At 65.8% G+C, this 18,049-nt stretch carries 11 protein-coding genes and 3 pseudogenes; 10 read left to right on the top strand and 4 right to left on the bottom strand.

The annotated features are described in order from the left end of the window. Window positions 1–225 precede the first annotated feature (225 nt). Complete coding sequence (locus ACZY0R_RS24160; protein ID WP_488861838.1) at window positions 226–3,045, top strand: winged helix-turn-helix domain-containing protein; 2,820 nt, start codon at window positions 226–228, stop codon at window positions 3,043–3,045. A 673-nt stretch (window positions 3,046–3,718) separates the two neighbouring features. Here ACZY0R_RS24160 and ACZY0R_RS24155 read toward each other — a convergent pair. The 3 genes from ACZY0R_RS24155 to tnpC form a co-directional block, all read right to left on the bottom strand. Beyond that, window positions 3,719–4,087 (bottom strand): type II toxin-antitoxin system RelE/ParE family toxin, encoded by a 369-nt coding sequence (locus ACZY0R_RS24155; RefSeq protein ID WP_488861836.1) that lies wholly within the window; start codon window positions 4,085–4,087, stop codon window positions 3,719–3,721. Further along, on the bottom strand, window positions 4,084–4,383 hold the full coding sequence (locus ACZY0R_RS24150) for a type II toxin-antitoxin system prevent-host-death family antitoxin (protein ID WP_488861834.1): 300 nt from the start codon (window positions 4,381–4,383) through the stop codon (window positions 4,084–4,086). The genes ACZY0R_RS24155 and ACZY0R_RS24150 overlap by 4 nt, the downstream gene beginning before the upstream one ends. A gap of 336 nt (window positions 4,384–4,719) precedes the next feature. Continuing rightward, window positions 4,720–6,132, bottom strand: coding sequence for an IS66 family transposase (gene tnpC / locus ACZY0R_RS24145; RefSeq protein ID WP_488857033.1), 1,413 nt, complete (start codon window positions 6,130–6,132; stop codon window positions 4,720–4,722). A 336-nt stretch (window positions 6,133–6,468) separates the two neighbouring features. Between tnpC and ACZY0R_RS24140 the strand changes: the two are divergent. The 3 genes and pseudogenes from ACZY0R_RS24140 to ACZY0R_RS24130 all read left to right on the top strand — a co-directional run. Continuing rightward, window positions 6,469–7,819 (top strand): annotated as a pseudogene (locus ACZY0R_RS24140) (IS110 family RNA-guided transposase). Window positions 7,820–8,112: 293 nt separating this feature from the next. Continuing rightward, the gene (locus tag ACZY0R_RS24135; protein WP_488861832.1) at window positions 8,113–9,450 is read left to right on the top strand and encodes an IS110 family RNA-guided transposase; all 1,338 of its coding nucleotides are present in this window, start codon (window positions 8,113–8,115) and stop codon (window positions 9,448–9,450) included. Between the two features lie 290 nt (window positions 9,451–9,740). Beyond that, a pseudogene (locus ACZY0R_RS24130) lies at window positions 9,741–10,127 on the top strand (IS110 family transposase); the annotation flags it as partial. Here the strand turns inward: ACZY0R_RS24130 and ACZY0R_RS24125 are convergent. Then, window positions 10,110–11,171, bottom strand: a complete 1,062-nt coding sequence (locus tag ACZY0R_RS24125) for an IS110 family RNA-guided transposase (protein WP_488861830.1) — start codon at window positions 11,169–11,171, stop codon at window positions 10,110–10,112. The pseudogene ACZY0R_RS24130 and the gene ACZY0R_RS24125 overlap by 18 nt on opposite strands. Window positions 11,172–11,261: 90 nt before the next feature. Here ACZY0R_RS24125 and ACZY0R_RS24120 point away from each other — a divergent pair. The 6 genes and pseudogenes from ACZY0R_RS24120 to ACZY0R_RS24095 form a co-directional block, all read left to right on the top strand. Then, a pseudogene (locus ACZY0R_RS24120) lies at window positions 11,262–12,266 on the top strand (IS110 family RNA-guided transposase); the annotation flags it as partial. Window positions 12,267–12,799: 533 nt separating this feature from the next. Continuing rightward, on the top strand, window positions 12,800–14,689 hold the full coding sequence (locus tag ACZY0R_RS24115) for a feruloyl-CoA synthase (protein WP_488861828.1): 1,890 nt from the start codon (window positions 12,800–12,802) through the stop codon (window positions 14,687–14,689). Window positions 14,690–14,729: 40 nt separating this feature from the next. After that, window positions 14,730–15,869, top strand: a complete 1,140-nt coding sequence (locus tag ACZY0R_RS24110; RefSeq protein WP_488861826.1) for an acyl-CoA dehydrogenase family protein — start codon at window positions 14,730–14,732, stop codon at window positions 15,867–15,869. A gap of 47 nt (window positions 15,870–15,916) precedes the next feature. Next, entirely contained in the window at window positions 15,917–17,104 is a 1,188-nt protein-coding gene (locus ACZY0R_RS24105) for a lipid-transfer protein (protein ID WP_488861824.1), read from the top strand. 40 nt (window positions 17,105–17,144) lie between these two features. Further along, window positions 17,145–17,585: a MaoC family dehydratase N-terminal domain-containing protein gene (locus tag ACZY0R_RS24100; protein WP_441633502.1), complete on the top strand. Its 441-nt coding sequence runs from the start codon at window positions 17,145–17,147 to the stop codon at window positions 17,583–17,585. A 14-nt stretch (window positions 17,586–17,599) separates the two neighbouring features. Next, complete coding sequence (locus ACZY0R_RS24095; RefSeq protein ID WP_488861822.1) at window positions 17,600–18,025, top strand: MaoC family dehydratase; 426 nt, start codon at window positions 17,600–17,602, stop codon at window positions 18,023–18,025. Window positions 18,026–18,049 lie beyond the last annotated feature (24 nt).

Here is an 18,049-nt window from a genome sequence, read left to right as displayed (position 1 = left end):
TACTAGCCATGCATGGCGCAAGCCATGGTTTGGGGCGGCCCACCTGATCCGGGTGGCTGGGCGAATGCCCGAGCGAGGCAAGAGCGGGATGCATGCGGAGCACACGCCGCTTCGGCGCGCCGGCCGAATTGCGCCGGGCCGCCTGTACAATGCATCACCATTTCGATTGACATCGACGCTGGCCGGCATGACCAGTGCTCGGAGACAAGAAGGCAACGGTCACCTATGCCGCAAAGCCCCTCCTCCCCCGGCGCTCGCCCGCCTGCCAGCGCGGCGCCGGTATCCACCAGCAATACAAAGCGCCAGCCGCCACGCGACACGGTCAGGGTCCTGGCGCGCGAACGCGTGCTTGCGCAACTGACCGAGGCACGGCGCCGCCGCGCGATCGTGCTGCAAGGCCCGGCCGGCTGCGGGAAGACCGCCACGCTGCTGGCATGGCGCCAGGCGCTGCTCGCACTAGGCTTCGATGTTGCCTGGCTGACCCTGTCTGCCGACGACAACGAACTGGCGCGCTGGCTCGATGCCCTGCTGGGCAGCCTGGCCCAGGTCGATACCGCGATGACGCGCGAGGCGGCGTTGCTGGGCGGCCGCGGGATGGATGCGGAAGTCGTGGAGCGCACCGTGCTGGCGCTGGTGCAAGGCATCGCCAGCCATCCGCGCGACCTGGTGCTGGTGCTCGACGAACTGCACCATCTTGCCGATGCCCGCGTGCACGAGTCGCTGCAATGGCTGCTCGACTACGCGCCGCCTAACCTCCATATCGTGCTGGCGTCGCGCGGCACGGTACCGCTATCGCTCGGCCGCCTGCGGGACCAGGGGCTGGTGCTGGAACTGGACCAGCGCGACCTGCGCTTCACGCTGGCGGAATCCGGGCAATTCCTGAAGGCGCAACTGGGCGATATCAGCGCGCGCGACGCGCGCCAGATGCACGAACTGACCGACGGCTGGGTAGCCGGGCTGCAACTGTTTGCCACGCACTGGAAGCGGCGCAGGCAACACAGTGGCGCGCAGTCCGGCGCCGACAGCTTCGTGCGCGCCAATGTGCAGAATGCCGGCGCCTTCGCCGGCTATTTCGAACGCGAAGTGCTGGCGCGCCTGGCGCCCGCCGAGACAGAGTTGCTGGTGCGCGCGGCGGCATGCCAGCGCTTCAGCGCCTCGCTTTGCGTGGCGCTGAACGAGCAAGGGCAAAGCTCCGCCGAGGTGGTCGCCCTGCTCGCCCGCCTCGACAACGACAACCTGTTCATCACGCCCGTCGACGGGCCCGACCGGGAAACCTGGTATCGGCTGCATCCGCTGCTGCGCGAAGCCCTGCTCCAGCGCTTCGGCGCGCGCAGCGAGGGGCAGCAGCGCGCCGTGCATGCGGCTGCCTGGCACTGGTTCCGCGCGCACCGCCTGCTGGAAGAAGCCGTGCGCCATGCCGTGCTGGCGGGAGAATCTGACGCCGCCGCGGATCTCGTGCAGCAATATGCGGGCACGCTCACCGCCCGCGGTGAATTGCGCAAGCTGATCGGGCTGATGCGCCTGCTGCCGGCCGAGCAGATCGAGGCGCGCATCAAGCTGCGCCTGATGACCCTGCAGATGCAGATCTTCGCGCGCGACCTGGACGCTTGCGCAGTGAGCATCGAACGCCTGCTCGCCGACATTCCCGAAGCCGACCTGACGGCCAGTTACCGGCTCACCATCCTGCGCTTCGGGCTGGCCGTGCAATGCGACGATACCGATGGCGCGCTGGCACTGGTGCCCCGGTTAATGCAGGCGCCCGCCGACGCCGAACCCGTCACCGTCGGCGCGCGCAACAACCTGCTCTCGTGGCTGTACATGCACCTTGGCGAGTACGAGCGCGCGCGCCGCATCCAGGCCGAGGCGCCGCCGCTGCTGGCGGAAGGCGCGCCGCTGCTGGGCACCACCGGCGGCAGCCTGAACGGACGCTGCATGGTGGGCTTCAGCTTCGCCCTGGAGGGCAAGATGATCCAGGTCGAGCGCATCTGCCGCGACATCCTGTTCGAGGTGGACAAGGCCGGCAGCGCCGCGGCCGAACCCGGCTACTTTGCCGCCGCGCTGCTTGGTGAAGTGCTCTACGAACAGAACGACATCGCGGGCGCGCGCCGGCTGCTGGAAGACCGCGTGGACGTGCTGGAGCGCGTGTCGATTCCCGACTCGGTGCTGCGGGTGCTCAGAACGCTATCGGCATCGCACTGGGTGGCCGGCCATCAGCTCGATGCGTTTGCCTACCTGGAGCGGCTGGAAGAGTACGCGGCGCAACGTGGCCTGGACCGCTTGCTGGCCCATAGCCTGGGGGACCAGGTCCAGCGCCACCTGTCTTGCGGCGATCCGGACGCCGCGCAAGCCGCGCTGGCGCGCCTGGAGGTCATCGATGCGCGCCACCCGCACGCACGGCCGAGCGCGCTCGATGAGATCCGGGTGGTGGCCGAACGCGCACGCATCCAGATGTGCCTTGCGCATGACGACCTTGCCGGGGCGGCGCAGCGCCTGGCGCCGCTGATCGCCCTGTGCGACGCGCGTGGCTGGCAGCGCCAGGTAGCGCAGTTACAGTGGCAAAGCGCGGTAGTCGACTTCCGGCGCGGGCTAACGGATGCCGCGCGCGACCAGATGCTGGCGGCTTTGCGCCGGGGACACCGGCTTGGGCTGGTGCGCAGCCTGCTCGATGCGGATCCGGCGGGGCTTGACCTGGTCGGTGAGATCACGCAGGGGCAGGCGGCGGACCCGTTGCTGGCTTTCTATGTCGAACGGTTGCGCTCCGCGCGGGAGGCGCTGGCCGGTGCCGTTCCGGACACGTCTCCTCACTCCTCCGATGGGCAGCCGGCAAACGCCGCCGGCATGGAAGGGTTGAGCGAGCGCGAGGTCGATGTTGTACGGTTGCTTGGGCAGGCGCTGCCCAACAAGAAAATCGCGCGGACGCTTGGGCTGTCGCCCGAGACTGTGAAGTGGCACTTGCGGAATGTTTTTCGCAAGCTTGGGGTTAGTAGTCGTGATGAGGCTGTGGCTCGGGTTAGGGATATGGAGTTGGGGGGTGGGGGGAGTTGAACCGTATGTGATTTTGGGGGCGGTGTTGGCTGTTGGACCCAAGTGCGTACGACTTCCCCCTGCGGGGGGCACAATCTGGCTTATGTGGGGCCGGTGGTTGCGTCGTACGGCCCCGAGCGTTGGCTGGCGTGTTCTACCGGCTTGCAGGGCAGCGCAATCGCATGACCCATGGGTTTCGTGGTGGGGCCCCTGACCTCGTATGCGGTGAGCGTTCGGCCATCTGCCGTTCGCGAGGCCAAAGGTCGCGATCCTGCCTGCATTGGTGTTTCGTGGTTTTGTCTCTGGCGGCGAGCGCCAGGGCATTTGAGGCGCTGCCGTACCGGCTCATCCGGCAATTTGCTATCAACGACCTTGGTTTCGTGGTGGGCACCGCGGCCCGCGCGAACCGGGCCGCGGTGCCCACCACGAAACCACTACTGCAAGCAGGATCGCGCCGCAGCGCTTCGTGTGGCTTGCGGAACGTCTCTGAAATTCTCGGTCGCGCCCGTGGTCGTCATCTCAGGCACGGGAACGCCGAAGTTCTGGCACGCCGGCTCTTGCAAAAGTTGCACTGAATCCCGACTGCTGCTGTGGGCACTCATGGGGGAAGTATCAGGGGGGAGGGTCGGAGGCGGCGCCGCCCCCTCCGATTCGCGGGAAGCCCCCGCACGCAGGGCGCCGGCGCTTTTGGGAGTCACTCGTCGTCCGCGTATCCCAGCTCTCGCTGATGTCGAATCGAGAGTACGAGGACGCGCGAGTCGGAGTACGCATACAGAATGACATGTGAATGAATGACGTACTCCCGAAAATCCGGCACCCCCGCCTCAACGGCCAGTCGGAGCAGATCGTTGAGTCGCGCCGATTCCTGATCGGAGCCTGCGGCGAGGATCTCAGCGGGACGGCCAAGCCGGGGATGCGTCATCACTAAATCACGGAACCGATAAATCTCTTCCCATAGCGCATCCATTCGCCCCCGCGCTGAACTCACGTCCTGGAGCAGCATGAACCCCTCAATGGTCTCCATCCGCTCCTGGAAAGTATCCGCAAAGTCGACTCGCGTCATTTGCGAGACCCATCACGTCGACGCATGGCTTCTTGGATCTCCTCCAGAGACTTAACGCGACCTTCAAGTGCGTCCTTGATACCCCTTTCGGCATCGGCCAACATCAGCAGTCGCCCCCGTTCTCTCCGTTCGAGGTTGTGGTAGTAGTCCAGCTTCTTGGCATCAACAAGGGCAACGAAGGCAGTGCCATTCTTTGTCAACAACTTCTCGGCACCTGCCACCACGTCCTCGGCCAGCTCCGTCAACCGTGAGCGGGCCTCGCTGATGGGGACAACATCTTTAGCACGAATCGACATTGCGCATCCTTTACAGAATTTGTTAACGAGAACATAGACAAATTACGTCTTGTGGTCAAGGTGCAAGACAATCCGGGGGCGTACATATGTAACGTAGTCAGCACAATGCTCGTCAGCAAGATCACCGGAGGATGTCGTCGACACGGTCCGTACTGCTCGACCCTGCCGTACCGGCTCATCCGGCAACTTGCTATCAACGCCCTTGGTTTCGTGGTGGGCACCGCGGCCCGGTCCGCGAGGGCCGCGGCATAGCGGCGTTGGTTCTTGCACCCAAAAGCCATACGACATCCCCCTGCGGGGGACGCCGGTCACTCTTCTTTGCCTCGGCGTAACTATTCAGCAGCCGGGGATAGGCGAAGGTGGGCAGCCAGAGAAGGTGCAGGTCAAAGCCGTGAAGAGCTCACGCTGCTGCTTGCGCAGCGTGGCGAGGTAAGAGCGGATGGTGCAAAACGCCTGCAGCCCATGTATGACGCGGAAGCCTCCGGAGATCTTCTGTTTGAGCTTGGGCATGCGGATATCCCGTTCGGCTTGGTTGTTATCGAACGGCACACGATGATCGGCGATGAAGCGCCACACCTCGGTCGCATATCGCTGGAGGCGAGCCAGCAGGTTGTAGGCGAAGGACTGTTTGGTCTTGCCGCGCGGGTCCAGGGCTGGATTCCGTGCCTGCGCAGGATTGTCCTGCTGTCCCTGCGCGATCAGCGCCTCAGCGCGGCGCCGGTAGTCGGCCAGGCGTGCTGGCGCCAGGCTGGTGTTGCCCCGCGTCAGATTGTCGTCGGCTTCGCGCTTGGCCTGGCGTAGCAGGGTGATCATGTCCTGAGCCCAGGTCTGTTGGGTGGTCTCCCAAATGTAGATGAGTTCGCGCAGATGATGCGCGTTGCACAGCGCGTGCTGGCACGCGTAGTCGGCATAAGGGCGCCAGCCGTCATGCACGGCCACACCGTCGAAGGCAGGCAAGATGTTGAAGCTATCCAATGCCTCTTTGCCACGCTTGGCGTGCGGGCCATACCAGGTCAGCCATATTGTCGAAGCGCTATGCAGCCACTGCTGCTTGCGCCCAACCCGCATGCCTGTCTCATCAAAGTGCACCACCGGCTCGGCCAGGATCGCTTGACGGATCTGATCAATTGCCGGTGCTAGCGCGCCGGCAGCCTCGTTGATGAAGTTTTGAATGGTGCCCGTGCTCACCGGCAGATCGAACAGATCTCGCAGGGCTTGTGCTGTACGGTCGATCGGCACTTGCTGGTACTGCGTCAGATAGACCCCCGCGGCTTTGACCCGAGGGCCATACTGCGCCGCCTGGCTGACCCCGCTCGGGAACTGGCTGGTATGGGTCTTGCCACAGCGGCACTGGGCAACTTGCACACGATGCTCGATCACTTCAAAGCGGATCGCGGGCAGATCAAACACTTGGCGGCCTTGCGGCAGCACGGTGACCTGATCTGCCGCAATGGCACTGCCGCAGACGTCGCAGCGCTCGGGCACCGGGTGCGTCACCGTGTGATCAGGGTCCTGCACCCGCTTGAGCGTCTTGCCCGGATGGCCGGGCTGACCACCCGGCGGGTTCGTGCCCGGCTCGCGCAGCGACTTCGGCTTGCGCTTCAGGCCGTCGGTCGAAGGCGGCTTGCTGGAGTTGTGGCTATCCTTCTCCAGCTTCGCCTCAAGCGCATTCAGCCGCGTCACCAGCTCAATGATGAGCGCGTCCTTCTGCTCTGGCGTCAGGTCGTTGAGGCTGGGGATCTTCGTCATGCGTAGCACTATGAAGCACTTCGCATCGGTTTACAACATCTGCTGAATAGTTACGCCGAAGCAAAGAAGACTAACAAGCTTGCCAAGCCCATGCCTGTGCCCGGCGTTCGCGAAGAAACGACTATAAAGGGGAACGGCAGCGCTGCGATGACCGACAAGCCATTGGTGCGAGCTCGCGGCGATCGGCCTCGCTGCTGGGTGAGCCCGCTAACGAGCCTGGTCCGGGAATCGTCGGCGACAGTGGCGAGCGGCGTGAGCCGCATCCCGTTTGAGAGATCGAGTCGAATTCGACGCTTCCCATGGCGCTGCCGTTCATCAACGAGGATGGAGCAAGCCATGGCAATGCGCAAGCGAGACGACGAGGTGTTCCCGAACGCGGCGGGGATCGATATCGGGGCGTCGAGCCACTGGGTGGCCGTGCCGCGGCATCTGGCCGAGCAAGCTGGCTGCGAGCCGGTTCGCGAAGTCGGCGCGATGACGGACGACCTCAACGCCATGGCCAACTGGCTGCTGGCATGCGGGGTGGACACGGTGGCACTGGAGTCGACCGGGGTGTACTGGATCCCGGTGTACGAAGTGCTGGAGCAACGCGGGCTGAAGGTCTGGCTGGTCGATGCGCGGCAGATGAAGTACGTGCCCGGACGCAAGAGCGACGTGCAAGACTGCCAATGGCTGCAGAAGCTGATGAGCCTGGGGTTGCTGCGGGCGGCCTGGCGTCCCGGCGACGAGGTCTGTGTCGTGCGCGCGGTGGCCCGCCAACGCGAGGTGCTGCTCATCGAGCAGGCCAGTTGGGTGCAGCGCATGCAAAAGGCACTGGTGCAGATGAACCTGCAGCTCACCGAGGTGCTCAGCGACGTGATGGGCATGACCGGGCAGGCCATCATCCGCGCCATCGTGGCCGGCGAGCGCGACCCGAAGGTACTGGCCCGGCACCGTCACAGCCGCGTCAAGGCCAGCGCCGAGGAAGTCACCCGGGCGCTGACGGGTAACTGGCGCGAAGAGCATCTGTTTGTACTCGCTCAGGCGCTGGCCATGTACGACCACATTGCGCGGCATGTGGCCGAGTGCGATACGAGGCTGCAGGCCTTGCTGGGCAAGTTGGGCCACAGCAAGATCGACGTGGGCAAAGTCCCCCGAGCCGGCAGCAAGCTGCGTGCCGAATTCGATGTCTGCCAGGTCATGGCCAACTGGGCGGGCGTGGACCTCACGCGCATCAATGGGCTGGGCGCGACTGCGGTGCTGAAGATCCTCTCGGAGATCGGCCCGGACCTCAGCCGCTTCGCCAATGTCAAGCACTTCTGTTCGTGGCTGGGCCTGTGCCCCGGCACCAAGATCAGCGGTGGCAAGGTGCTGGCCTCGGGCACCAAGCGCTCGGCGAACCGGGCGCGCCAGGCATTGAAGTTGGCCGCCATGAGTCTGTCGCACAGCGACTCGGCGCTCGGCGCGTTCTACCGCCGGCTGTGCGCCCGCATGGACAAACCGCGTGCCAATACCGCTGTCGCCCATAAACTTGCGCGGATGGTGTACTTCATGCTGACCCGCGGCGAAGCCTTCGTCGACCAGGGTCAGCAGCACTCAGGGTCAGCAGCACTATGAAGAGCAGCAGCGCCAGCGCAGTATTGCCGCCCTCAAACGCCGTGCCGCGGCCCTCGGGTTTCAGGTCAATCCGGTAGAGGTGGCCGCATGAACACAGCCACCTTCACTTCTGTTTCTTGAGAGCATTTCAGGGCCCTTCCGGCCCCGGTGTGGGCGGAGAAACGGAGATGAGCTATACCGGTGAACGGCAGCGCCGCGATGACCGACAGACCAATGGTGCGCGCTCGCGGCGTAGCATGCCGTGGAGTGAGCCCGCTTGAGAGCATGGTCCGGGATTCGTCGGCGACAGTGGTGAGCGGCACGAGCCGCATCCCGTTCAAGAGATCGAGTCGAATTCGACGCATCCCATGGCGCTGCCGTTCATCAACGATGGTGGAGCAAGCCATGGCGATGCGCAAGCGAGAAGACGACGAGGTGTTCCCCAACGCGGCGGGGATCGACGTGGGCGCGTCGAGTCACTGGGTGGCGGTGCCGCCGCATCTGGCCGAGCAGGCCGGGTGCGAGCCGGTGCGCGAGTTCGGCGCGATGACCGACGACCTGCATGCGCTGGCCGACTGGTTGCTGGCGTGCGGCGTGGACACGGTGGCGCTGGAATCCACCGGGGTGTATTGGATCCCGGTGTACGAAGTGCTGGAGCAACGCGGGCTGAAGGTCTGGCTGGTCGATGCGCGGCAGATGAAGTATGTGCCCGGCCGCAAGAGCGACGTGCAAGATTGCCAATGGCTGCAGAAGCTGATGAGCCTGGGACTGCTGCGCGCGGCCTGGCGGCCCGGCGACGACGTCTGCGTGGTCCGCGCGGTGGTGCGTCAGCGCGAGGTGTTGCTCACCGAGCAGGCCAATTGGGTGCAGCGCATGCAGAAGGCGCTGGTGCAGATGAACCTTCAGCTCACCGAGGTGCTCACCGACGTCATGGGGCAGACCGGTCAGGCCATCATCCGCGCCATCGTGGCCGGCGAACGCGACCCCAAGGCGCTGGCCCGGCACCGCCACAGCCGAGTCAAGGCCAGCGCCGAGCAGATCGCCAAGGCGCTGACCGGCAACTGGCGTGACGAGCACCTGTTCGTGCTGGGCCAGGCGCTGGCCATGTACGACAGCCTGGCTCAGCGCGTGACCGAGTGTGATGCCAAGCTCGAGTCGCTGTTGGCCCCGCTGGGACGCAATGACCCCAACCTCGACGGGCCGGCCAAGCGTCGCGGCAAGAACACCCCCAGCTTCGACCTACGCACGGCGCTCGCACGCTGGGCCGGTGTGGACCTCACCCGCATCAACGGCCTAGCCGTCACCTCGGTGCTAACGATCCTTTCGGAGATCGGCCCGGACCTGCGCCGCTTTGGCAGCGTCAAGCACTTCTGTTCGTGGCTGGGACTTTGCCCTGGGACCAAGATCAGCGGCGGCAAGGTGCTCGGCGCGCGCACCCGGCGCTCCGCCAACCGCGCCCGGCAGGCACTGAAGATGGCAGCTATGAGCCTGTCGCGCAGCGACTCCGCACTTGGCGCGTTCTACCGCCGGCTGTGCGCCCGCATGGACAAGCCGCGCGCCAATACCGCGGTCGCCCACAAGCTGGCGCGCATGGTCTACTTCATGCTCACGCGCGGCGAGACCTTCGTCGACCAGGGGCAACAGCGCTACGAAGAACAACAGCGCCAGCGCAGCGTCGCCGCCCTTAAACGGCGTGCCGCCGCGCTGGGCTTCCAGCTCAACCCCGTGGAGGTGGCCGCCTGAACCCAGCCCTTCAGTTTGGTTTCTCAAGAGCATTTCAGGGCCCTTCCGGCCCCGGTGTGGGCGGAGAAACCGAGATGAGCTATACCGGTGAACGGCAGCGCCGCGATGACCGACAGACCAATGGTGCGCGCTCGCGGCATGCACGCCGTGGAGTGAGCCCGCGCAGGAGCATGGTCCGGGATTCGTCGGCGACAGTGGTGAGCGGCGCGAGCCGCATCCCGTTCATGAGATCGAGTCAATTTCGACGTTTCCCATGGCGCTGCCGTTCACTGACGATTCTGGAGCAGGCGATGGCGATGCGCAAGCGAGAAGACGATGAGGTGTTTCCGAACGCGGCGGGGATCGATATCGGGGCGTCGAGCCACTGGGTAGCGGTGCCTCGACAGGCCGATGACGAGCCGGTGCGTGAATTCGGGACGATGACCGATGACCTGCACGCATTGGCGGATTGGCTGCTGGCGTGCGGGGTGGACACGGTGGCGCTGGAGTCCACCGGGGTCTACTGGATCCCGGTGTACGAGGTGCTGGAGCGGCGCGGGCTGACGGTGTGGCTGGTCGATGCGCGGCAGATGAAGTACGTGCCCGGACGCAAGAGCGACGTGCAGGACGTCGATTGCGTCCTCGTACGAAGTCAATTTGTGGTGATGTCGTTTACGGTTTCACGCGCCCACCGCCCCACCAGTGCGAGCGGGCGCGTGAAACGGATCGAACCGTTCCCCCTTGGCAAGCACCGCCCACAAGATACGCGCGTGCTTGTTGGCTACGGCGACCAGGGTCTTGTAGTAGCCCACGCGAGCCTGGAGCTCGACGATCCAGTGCGAGAGCCGGTCATGACGCCGGTGGGCAGTGAGGATGGCCGATCGCGCGCCCTGAAACAGCAGAGTTCGCAGATAGTCGTTGCCTTGTTTGGTGATGCGCCCGAGCCGCTGCTTGCCGCCGCTGCTCTTCTGCCTGGGCACGATGCCCAGCCAGGCGGCCATCTGCCGGCCGTTTTTGAACTGGCGGGCATCCACCACCGTCGCGACCGCGGCCGATGCCGTCAGCCGGCCCACGCCACACACGTCCATGCAACGCTGCGCCTGCGGGTCGTGGCTGGCGTGCTCGGCGATCTGCCTGTCAAACCACGCGATTTCGTCATCCAGCACCTGCCATTGTGCCCAGCCGCGCATCAAGGCTTGGCGCGCCGGCCCTGCCAGCTCATTGTTGCCGTCCTCAACCTGGTCGACGAAATGCTTGCGCAACTGGCCGATCCGTTGCGGCAGGAACACGCCGAACTCGGCCAGCAACCCGCGCAATCGATTGACCAGCGCGGTACGCTCTTCGACAAATCCTGTGCGCATGCGGTGCAGCACTAGCACGCTCTGCTGTGCGGGTGACTTGACCGGCACGAAGCGCATGTGGGGGCGGCTCGCCGCTTCGCAGGTCGCTTCGGCATCGAGTGAGTCGTTCTTTACGTGAACGCCGCCTTTGCGGTAGGGTGCGACAAACTGCGGTGGAATCAGGCGCACGTCGTGTCCGAGCGCGCGCAGCTTGCGTGCCCAGTAGTGCGCCGCGCTGCAGGCCTCCATCGCGACCAGGCACGGTTCCAGATTGACAAACCAGTTCACGAATCGCTCGCGCGCAATCGCCTTACGTACCACGACACGCCCGGCGCTGTCGACCGCATGAATCTGCATGACGTTCTTCGCCAGATCCACGCCGACACGAGTAATCTTGTCCATGACTTCCCCCTTTCCATGGAAGGTTGTGTAGCACCCCCATGATGTCACCAGACGGTGCCGATCCGGTGATCAGGGAGGTCCTTTCCAATTCAGTGGCTGCAAAAGCTGATGAGCCTGGGGCTGCTGCGCGCGGCCTGGCGCCCCGGCGATGAGGTCTGTGTGGTGCGCGCGGTGGCGCGTCAGCGCGAGGTGCTGCTGGCCGAGCAGGCCGACTGGGTGCAGCGCATGCAGAAGGCGCTGGTGCAGATGAACCTCCAGCTCAGCGAGGTGCTCACCGACGTGATGGGCATGACCGGGCAGGCCATCGTGCGGGCGATTGTGGCGGGCGAGCGTGACCCCAAAGTACTGGCGCGGCATCGCCATGGGCGCGTCAAGGCCAGCGAGCGCGATATCGAGCGGGCGCTGACGGGCAACTGGCGCGAGGAGCACCTGTTCGTGCTCGGGCAGGCCCTGGCGATGTTCGACAGCCTGGCCCAGCGCATCCTCGAGTGCGAGGCGAAGATCGAGGCGTTGCTCGCGCCGCTGGGCTGTCACGAGGTCGAACTCGGCGGGCCGGGCAAGCGGCGCGGCAAGAACACCCCGACGTTTGATGCCCGCACCGCGCTGGCGCGCTGGGCGGGCGTGGACCTGACGCGCATCAATGGCCTGGCGGTCACCTCGGTGCTGACGATCCTCTCGGAGATCGGCCCGGACCTGCGCCGCTTTACCAACGTCAAGCACTTCTGTTCGTGGCTGGGACTGTGCCCCGGCACCAAGGTTAGTGGCGGCAAGGTGCTCAGCGCGCGCACCCGGCGCTCCACCAACCGGGTGCGCCAGGCACTCAAGCTGGCGGCGATGAGCCTGTCGCGCAACGGCTCGGCGCTCGGCGCCTTCTACCGCCGGCTGTGTAGTCGCATGGACAAGCCCCGTGCCAATACCGCCGTCGCCCACAAGCTCGCGCGGATGGTGTACTTCATGCTGACCCGCGGCGAGGCCTTCGTCGACCAGGGCCAGCAGCACTATGAAGAGCAGCAGCGCCAGCGCAGCATCGCCGCGCTCCGGCGCCGCGCGACTGCCCTCGGTTTCCAGATCACCCAAGCCGTTCAGCCGGCTTGAAAAAACCGTGCTGCCCGAATTGTTTCTCATGAGAAGAAAGCCGACCCTGCCGGGGGCAGAGCAATCGCGGGTGCGCAGGGCGCTGGTTTCGTCGTATGGCCGGCGGTTCTGCTGGTATCTGCCGTTACCGGCTTGCAGGGCATCGCAATGGCATGCCCCATGGGTTTCGTGGTGGGGCCCCCGACCTCGTATGCGGTGAGCGTTCGGCCTTCTGCCGTTCGCGGTGTGCAGCGCCGCGATCCTTGCCGAAGCAAAGAAGAGTGACCGGCGTCCCCCGCAGGGGGATGTCGTACGCACTTGGGTCCAACAGCCAACGCCGCCCCTAAAAAGCCCCACCCCCGGCAAACACGACGGTTTCCCCCCGGCGGCCTCCCAAAAAAACAAAGCCACCTAACGCGGGTGGTTATATCCCACCCCCTCTTAGCGTTACCGTAACGCCATACCAAAACCCACCCCCCGGGACCCCAAAAATACAACCTGCTGACGCGCCCCACCCGCATCCAGCCCAGGAGACAGCCCAGGAGACAGCCCCAATGAATACACCAATGGCCACGCACCTGCCAGCCGCCACCGATCACCCCTACCGCCCGGTCTGCTTCCCCGAGCGCCGCACCCTAATCGAGCACCGCCCCGACGGCACGCTACTGCTGCGCTGCACCACGCCACCGACCAAGATCCCCCAGCAAGGCATGGCCGACTTCCTGCCCTACTGGGCGGAGCGCCGTGGCACCAGCGCCGCATTCCGCGAGCGCGACGCGCAAGGCGCATGGCGCACAATCACCTGGACCGAACTGTGGCACCAGGTACAGGCTGTGGGCGCCGCGCTGCTGGAACTCGGCCTCGGACAAGACCGGCCGCTGATGCTGCTTTCCGGCAACTCCATCGAGCAGGCCGTCGTGCTGCTTGCCGCCGAGTACGTGGGCGTGCCCGCCGCGGCGGTGTCGCCCGCCTACTCCACCATCAGCCGCGATTTCGCGCGTCTCAAGGGCGTCGCGGAACTGGTGCCGCCCGCGGCACTGTTCGTGCAATCGGCCGCGCCCTTCGAGCGTGCCATTGCGGCCCTGGAAGGCTACCAGGCGGCGGTTATCGCCGTGGAAGGCGCGGCAGCCGGCCAGTACGCCTGGAGCGGCCTGGCAGCCACCGAGCTGACGCCGGCGCGGCTGGCCGCGCTGGCCAGCGCGCACGCCGCCATCCGTCCCACGGACACGGTGCGCGTGCTGTTTACTTCGGGTTCCACCGGTGTCCCCAAGGGCGTGGCCACCGCCTACAGCAATCTCAACGCGGTGACTTCCTATCACGCGGAGAACCTCGCCGCCCTGATCGAGCGGCAGCCGGTGTTCCTCGACTGGCTGCCCTGGCACCATGGCCTGGGCGGCGTGACCAACTTCGCGCGCGCCATCGTGCTGGGCGCCACGCATTACATCGACGATGGCCGCCCCCTGCCCGGCCTGTTCCAGCGCACCGTGCGCAACCTGCGCGAAGTCTCGCCCACCATGTTCAACAGCGTCCCGTCCGCGTGGAGCGCGCTGGTCACTGAACTCGAACGCGACCCGGTGCTGGCGCGCAGCCTGCTCGCCAATGCGGTCAGCTTCGGCTATGGCGGCGCCAGCCTGCCTGGCGACGTGTTGCAGCGCATCCAGCGCGTGGCCGAACAGACGGTGGGCGAACGCATTGTCTTCTGCTCCGGCCTGGGCTCCACGGAAACCACCGCCATGGGCGTGTACTGCGGCTGGGCCACCGACGACGTAGGCAATGTCGGCGTGCCGATGCCCGGCGCCGAAATCAAGCTGGTGCCGCTGGACGGCAGCGACGGACGTTTTGAAATCCGCATGCGCGGCCCCTTCGTTTTTTCCGGCTACGTCAAGCGCCCCGACCTCACCGCCGCGGCCTTCGACGATGAGGGCTATTTCTGCCTGGGCGACGCCGTGCGCCTGGCCGACCCCGCCGATCCGGCCCGCGGCCTGGTGTTCGCCGGGCGCGTGGTCGAGGACTTCAAGCTGGCCAACGGCACCTGGGTACGCACCGGCGCCGTGCGCCTGGCGCTAATCGATCGATGCGCGCCGCTCATTACCGATGCCGTCATCTGCGGCCACGATCACAACTACCTCGCCGCGCTGGCCTGGCCCAACCTCGCCGCCTGCCGTGCGCTGGCCCCGGAGCTGGCCGAACTGGACGCCGAAGCGCTGGTGCAGCACCCGCTGGTGGTGCATGCGCTATGCGAACGCCTGCGCGCCCAGGGCAAGGACGGCGCCAGCCTGAGCGTGCAGCGCGTGATGCTGATGGCCGAGCCGCCTTCGATCGACGCCAACGAGGTGGCCGAAAAAGGCTACGTCAACCAGGCCGCCACCCGCGCGCGCCGCGCGCACCTGGTCGATCAGCTATTCCACCCCGAACCCGCGGCACACGTCGCCTGCGTACGCTAAGAGCGGACCAACGCCCTCACCCTTTCTATCGGAGCTTCACATGCAAGTCACCCGGACCGTCTTCCGCGACGACCACGAAATGTTCCGCACCACCGTGCGCCGCTTCCTCGAACGTGAATGCGTTCCCCGCCAGGCCGCCTGGGACAAGGCTGGCGTGGTCGACCGTGAAAGCTGGCTCAAGGCCGGCCGCGAGGGCCTGCTGTGCATCACGCTGCCGACCGAGTACGGCGGCGGCGGCGGCGACTTCGGCCACTGCGCGATCTTCAACGAGGAAGTCGCGCGCGCCGGCGTCAGCGGCCCGGGCTTTGGCGTGCACTCCGACATCATTGCCCCGTATATCAACCGCATCGGCAGCGAGGAACAGAAGCAACGCTGGCTGCCCAAGGTCTGCTCCGGCGAGGCCATCCTTGCCATCGGCATGACCGAACCGGGCACCGGCAGCGACCTCAAGGCCGTGCGTACCACCGCCGTGCGCGAGGGCAACGAATACGTGATCAACGGCAGCAAGACCTTCATCAGCAACGGCCTGAATGCCGACCTGATCATCATGGTGTGCAAGACCGATCCCAGCGCCGGCTCCAAGGGAGTCAGCCTGATCATGGTGGAAGCCGACCGCGAAGGCTTCCGCCGCGGCCGCAAGCTCGACAAGGTGGGCCAGCACGCGCAGGACACCGCCGAACTCTTCTTCGACAACGTGCGCGTGCCGGTGGGCAACCGCCTGGGCGAGGAAGGCAAGGGCTTTGCCTACCTGATGGGCGAACTGCCGCAGGAGCGCCTGAGCATCGCCGTGAGCGCCGCCGCCAAGCTGGAAGTCTGCCTGGAACACACCATCAACTATGTGAAGGAACGCAAGGCCTTCAACCAGACCGTGTGGGACTTCCAGAACACCAAGTTCAAGCTGGCCGACATCAAGGCGCAAGCCGTGGCCGTGCGCCTGATGGTGGATCACTACCTCGCCGAGCACGTGCGCCGCCGCCTGACGCTGGAAGAAGCCGCGATCGCCAAGCTTTATGCCACGGAAGCCCTGGGCAAGGCGCTGGACGAAATGGTGCAGCTGCACGGCGGCTACGGCTACATGCTGGAGTACCCGGTGGCGCGCGCCTTTGCCGACTCCCGCGTCACGCGGATCTACGGCGGCACCAGCGAGGTCATGCGCGACCTGATCTCGCGAAAGATGTAATTTGTATCGTCATCGTAAACACCACCGCAATCCGAAGGAAGAATGACATGACACGTAAAGTATTCGTCGCCGGCGTCGGCATGATCCCGTTCAAGAAGCCGGGCACCAGCGAAACCTATGACATGATGGGCGCGCACGCGGTGCGCCAGGCGCTGGAGGATGCGGGCATCGACTACGCCGACGTGCAGCAGGCCTACGCCGGCTACGTCTACGGCGATTCCACCTGCGGCCAGAAGGCGCTTTACCATGCGGGCATGACCGGCATCCCGGTCATCAACGTCAACAACAACTGCGCCACCGGCTCGTCGGCACTGTTCCTGGCACGCCAGGCGGTGCAGAGCGGCGCGGTGGACTGCGCGCTGGCGGTGGGCTTCGAGTTCATGCAGCCGGGCGCGCTCAGCTCCAAGTGGAGCGACCGCGCACCGGCGCTGGAGCGCGCGCTGAACCTGGTCAACGAACTGGTCGACCGTACCGACCTGCCCAGCGCCGTCCGCCAGTTCGCCGGCGCGGGCCGTGCGCACATGACCAAGTACGGCACCAAGCTGGAGACCTTCGCCAAGATCCGCGCCAAGGCCAGCCAGCACGCCGCGCGCAACCCGCTCGCCGTGTTCCGCAACATCGTCACGCCGGAAGACGTACTGGCCTCGCCGATGCTATGGGATGGCGTGCTGACGCGCCTGATGGCCTGCCCCCCGACCTGCGGCGGCGCCGCCGCCATCGTGGTCTCGGAAGAGTTCGCGCGCAAGCGCGGCCTGCGCACCGACGTGCTGATCGCTGGCCAGGCGCTGACCACCGACACCCCCAGCACCTACGACAGCAAGGACATGATCCGCGTGGTCGGCTTCGACATGACGCGCTCGGCATCGCAAAGCGTCTATGAGCAGGCCGGCATCGGCCCCGAGGACGTCGATGTGATCGAACTGCACGACTGCTTCGCGCAGAACGAACTGCTGACCTACGAAGGCCTGGGGCTGTGCGAAGAAGGCGGCGCGGAGAAGCTGGTCAACGACGGCGACAACACCTACGGCGGCCGCTGGGTCGTCAACCCGTCCGGCGGCCTGCTGTCCAAGGGCCACCCGCTCGGCGCCACGGGCCTGGCCCAGTGCTACGAGCTGACGCACCAGATCCGCGGCACGGCGGAGCAGCGTCAGGTCGAGGGCGCAAAGGTGGCGCTAGCGCACAACCTGGGGCTGGGCGGCGCGTGCGTCGTCACGGTCTACAAGAAGCACGCCTGATTGCGCTGATTACCGAACGCTACCCGACGGAGTCCTTCCCATGATCGACAAGAAATTCATCGGCAAGGTGATTGCGGATTTCCGCACCACCGCCGCCGCCAGCCAGTTGCGCTTCTTCGCCAAGGCCACCGGCGAGACCAGGGCGATCTATCTCGACGAAGCCGCCGCGCGCGACGCCGGCCACCCCGGCCTGCCGCTGCCGCCCACCTTCCTCTTTTCGCTGGAACTGGTGCAGCCGCCCAGCGCCTGGCGCGACGAACTCGGCATCAAGGTCGAGCGCATCCTGCACGGCGAACAGTCCTTCACCTACCACCGCATGGCCTATGCCGGCGACACGCTGCACCTGCAAACGCGTATCACCGACATCTACGAGAAGAAAGGCGGCGCGCTGGACTTCGTGGTACGCGAGACACGCGTGACCAACCAGGACGGCGAACATGTGGCCGACCTGCGCAGCGTACTCGTGCAGCGCAACGGCTGAACCGGAGAACCCCAATGAGCAATCCGAGCAATTTGAGCTTAGAGCAGATCCAGGTCGGCGACACCCTGCCCCCGCTGACGCTGGAGCCGATCAACCGCACCACGCTGGCGCTGTTTGCCGGCGCCTCGAACGACCACAACGCAATCCATATCGATACCGACTTCGCGCGCAAGGCCGGCATGCCCGACGTGTTCGCGCACGGGATGCTGTCGATGGCCTATCTGGGCCGCCTGCTCACGCTCTGGGTTGACCAGCGGCAGTTGCGCCAGTTCGGCGTGCGCTTTGTCGGCATCACGCATCTCGGCCACCGCATCACCTGCAGCGGCCGCGTGGTGGAAAAGCTGGAAGTGAACGGCGAGAAGCGCATCAGGCTGGAAATCCAGACCGCCAACCAATATGGCGAAACCAAGATCCTGGGCGACGCGGTCGTCGCCCTGTAACCCCAAGCAAGTTCAGCAAATTCA

Source organism: Cupriavidus sp. F041 (assembly GCF_057814235.1).
This window is presented reverse-complemented; position numbering and strand designations above follow the sequence as displayed.

What these genes read in the sequence shown, in the direction of transcription:
- ACZY0R_RS24125 (WP_488861830.1), bottom strand. Translation starts at nt 11,171, where the DNA reads ATGGACAAGATTACTCGTGTCGGCGTGGATCTGGCGAAGAACGTCATG.
- ACZY0R_RS24155 (WP_488861836.1), bottom strand. Translation starts at nt 4,087, where the DNA reads ATGACGCGAGTCGACTTTGCGGATACTTTCCAGGAGCGGATGGAGACC.
- ACZY0R_RS24135 (WP_488861832.1), top strand. Translation starts at nt 8,113, where the DNA reads ATGGCGATGCGCAAGCGAGAAGACGACGAGGTGTTCCCCAACGCGGCG.
- ACZY0R_RS24105 (WP_488861824.1), top strand. Translation starts at nt 15,917, where the DNA reads ATGACACGTAAAGTATTCGTCGCCGGCGTCGGCATGATCCCGTTCAAG.
- ACZY0R_RS24110 (WP_488861826.1), top strand. Translation starts at nt 14,730, where the DNA reads ATGCAAGTCACCCGGACCGTCTTCCGCGACGACCACGAAATGTTCCGC.
- ACZY0R_RS24115 (WP_488861828.1), top strand. Translation starts at nt 12,800, where the DNA reads ATGAATACACCAATGGCCACGCACCTGCCAGCCGCCACCGATCACCCC.
- ACZY0R_RS24095 (WP_488861822.1), top strand. Translation starts at nt 17,600, where the DNA reads ATGAGCAATCCGAGCAATTTGAGCTTAGAGCAGATCCAGGTCGGCGAC.
- ACZY0R_RS24100 (WP_441633502.1), top strand. Translation starts at nt 17,145, where the DNA reads ATGATCGACAAGAAATTCATCGGCAAGGTGATTGCGGATTTCCGCACC.
- tnpC (WP_488857033.1), bottom strand. Translation starts at nt 6,132, where the DNA reads ATGACGAAGATCCCCAGCCTCAACGACCTGACGCCAGAGCAGAAGGAC.
- ACZY0R_RS24150 (WP_488861834.1), bottom strand. Translation starts at nt 4,383, where the DNA reads ATGTCGATTCGTGCTAAAGATGTTGTCCCCATCAGCGAGGCCCGCTCA.
- ACZY0R_RS24160 (WP_488861838.1), top strand. Translation starts at nt 226, where the DNA reads ATGCCGCAAAGCCCCTCCTCCCCCGGCGCTCGCCCGCCTGCCAGCGCG.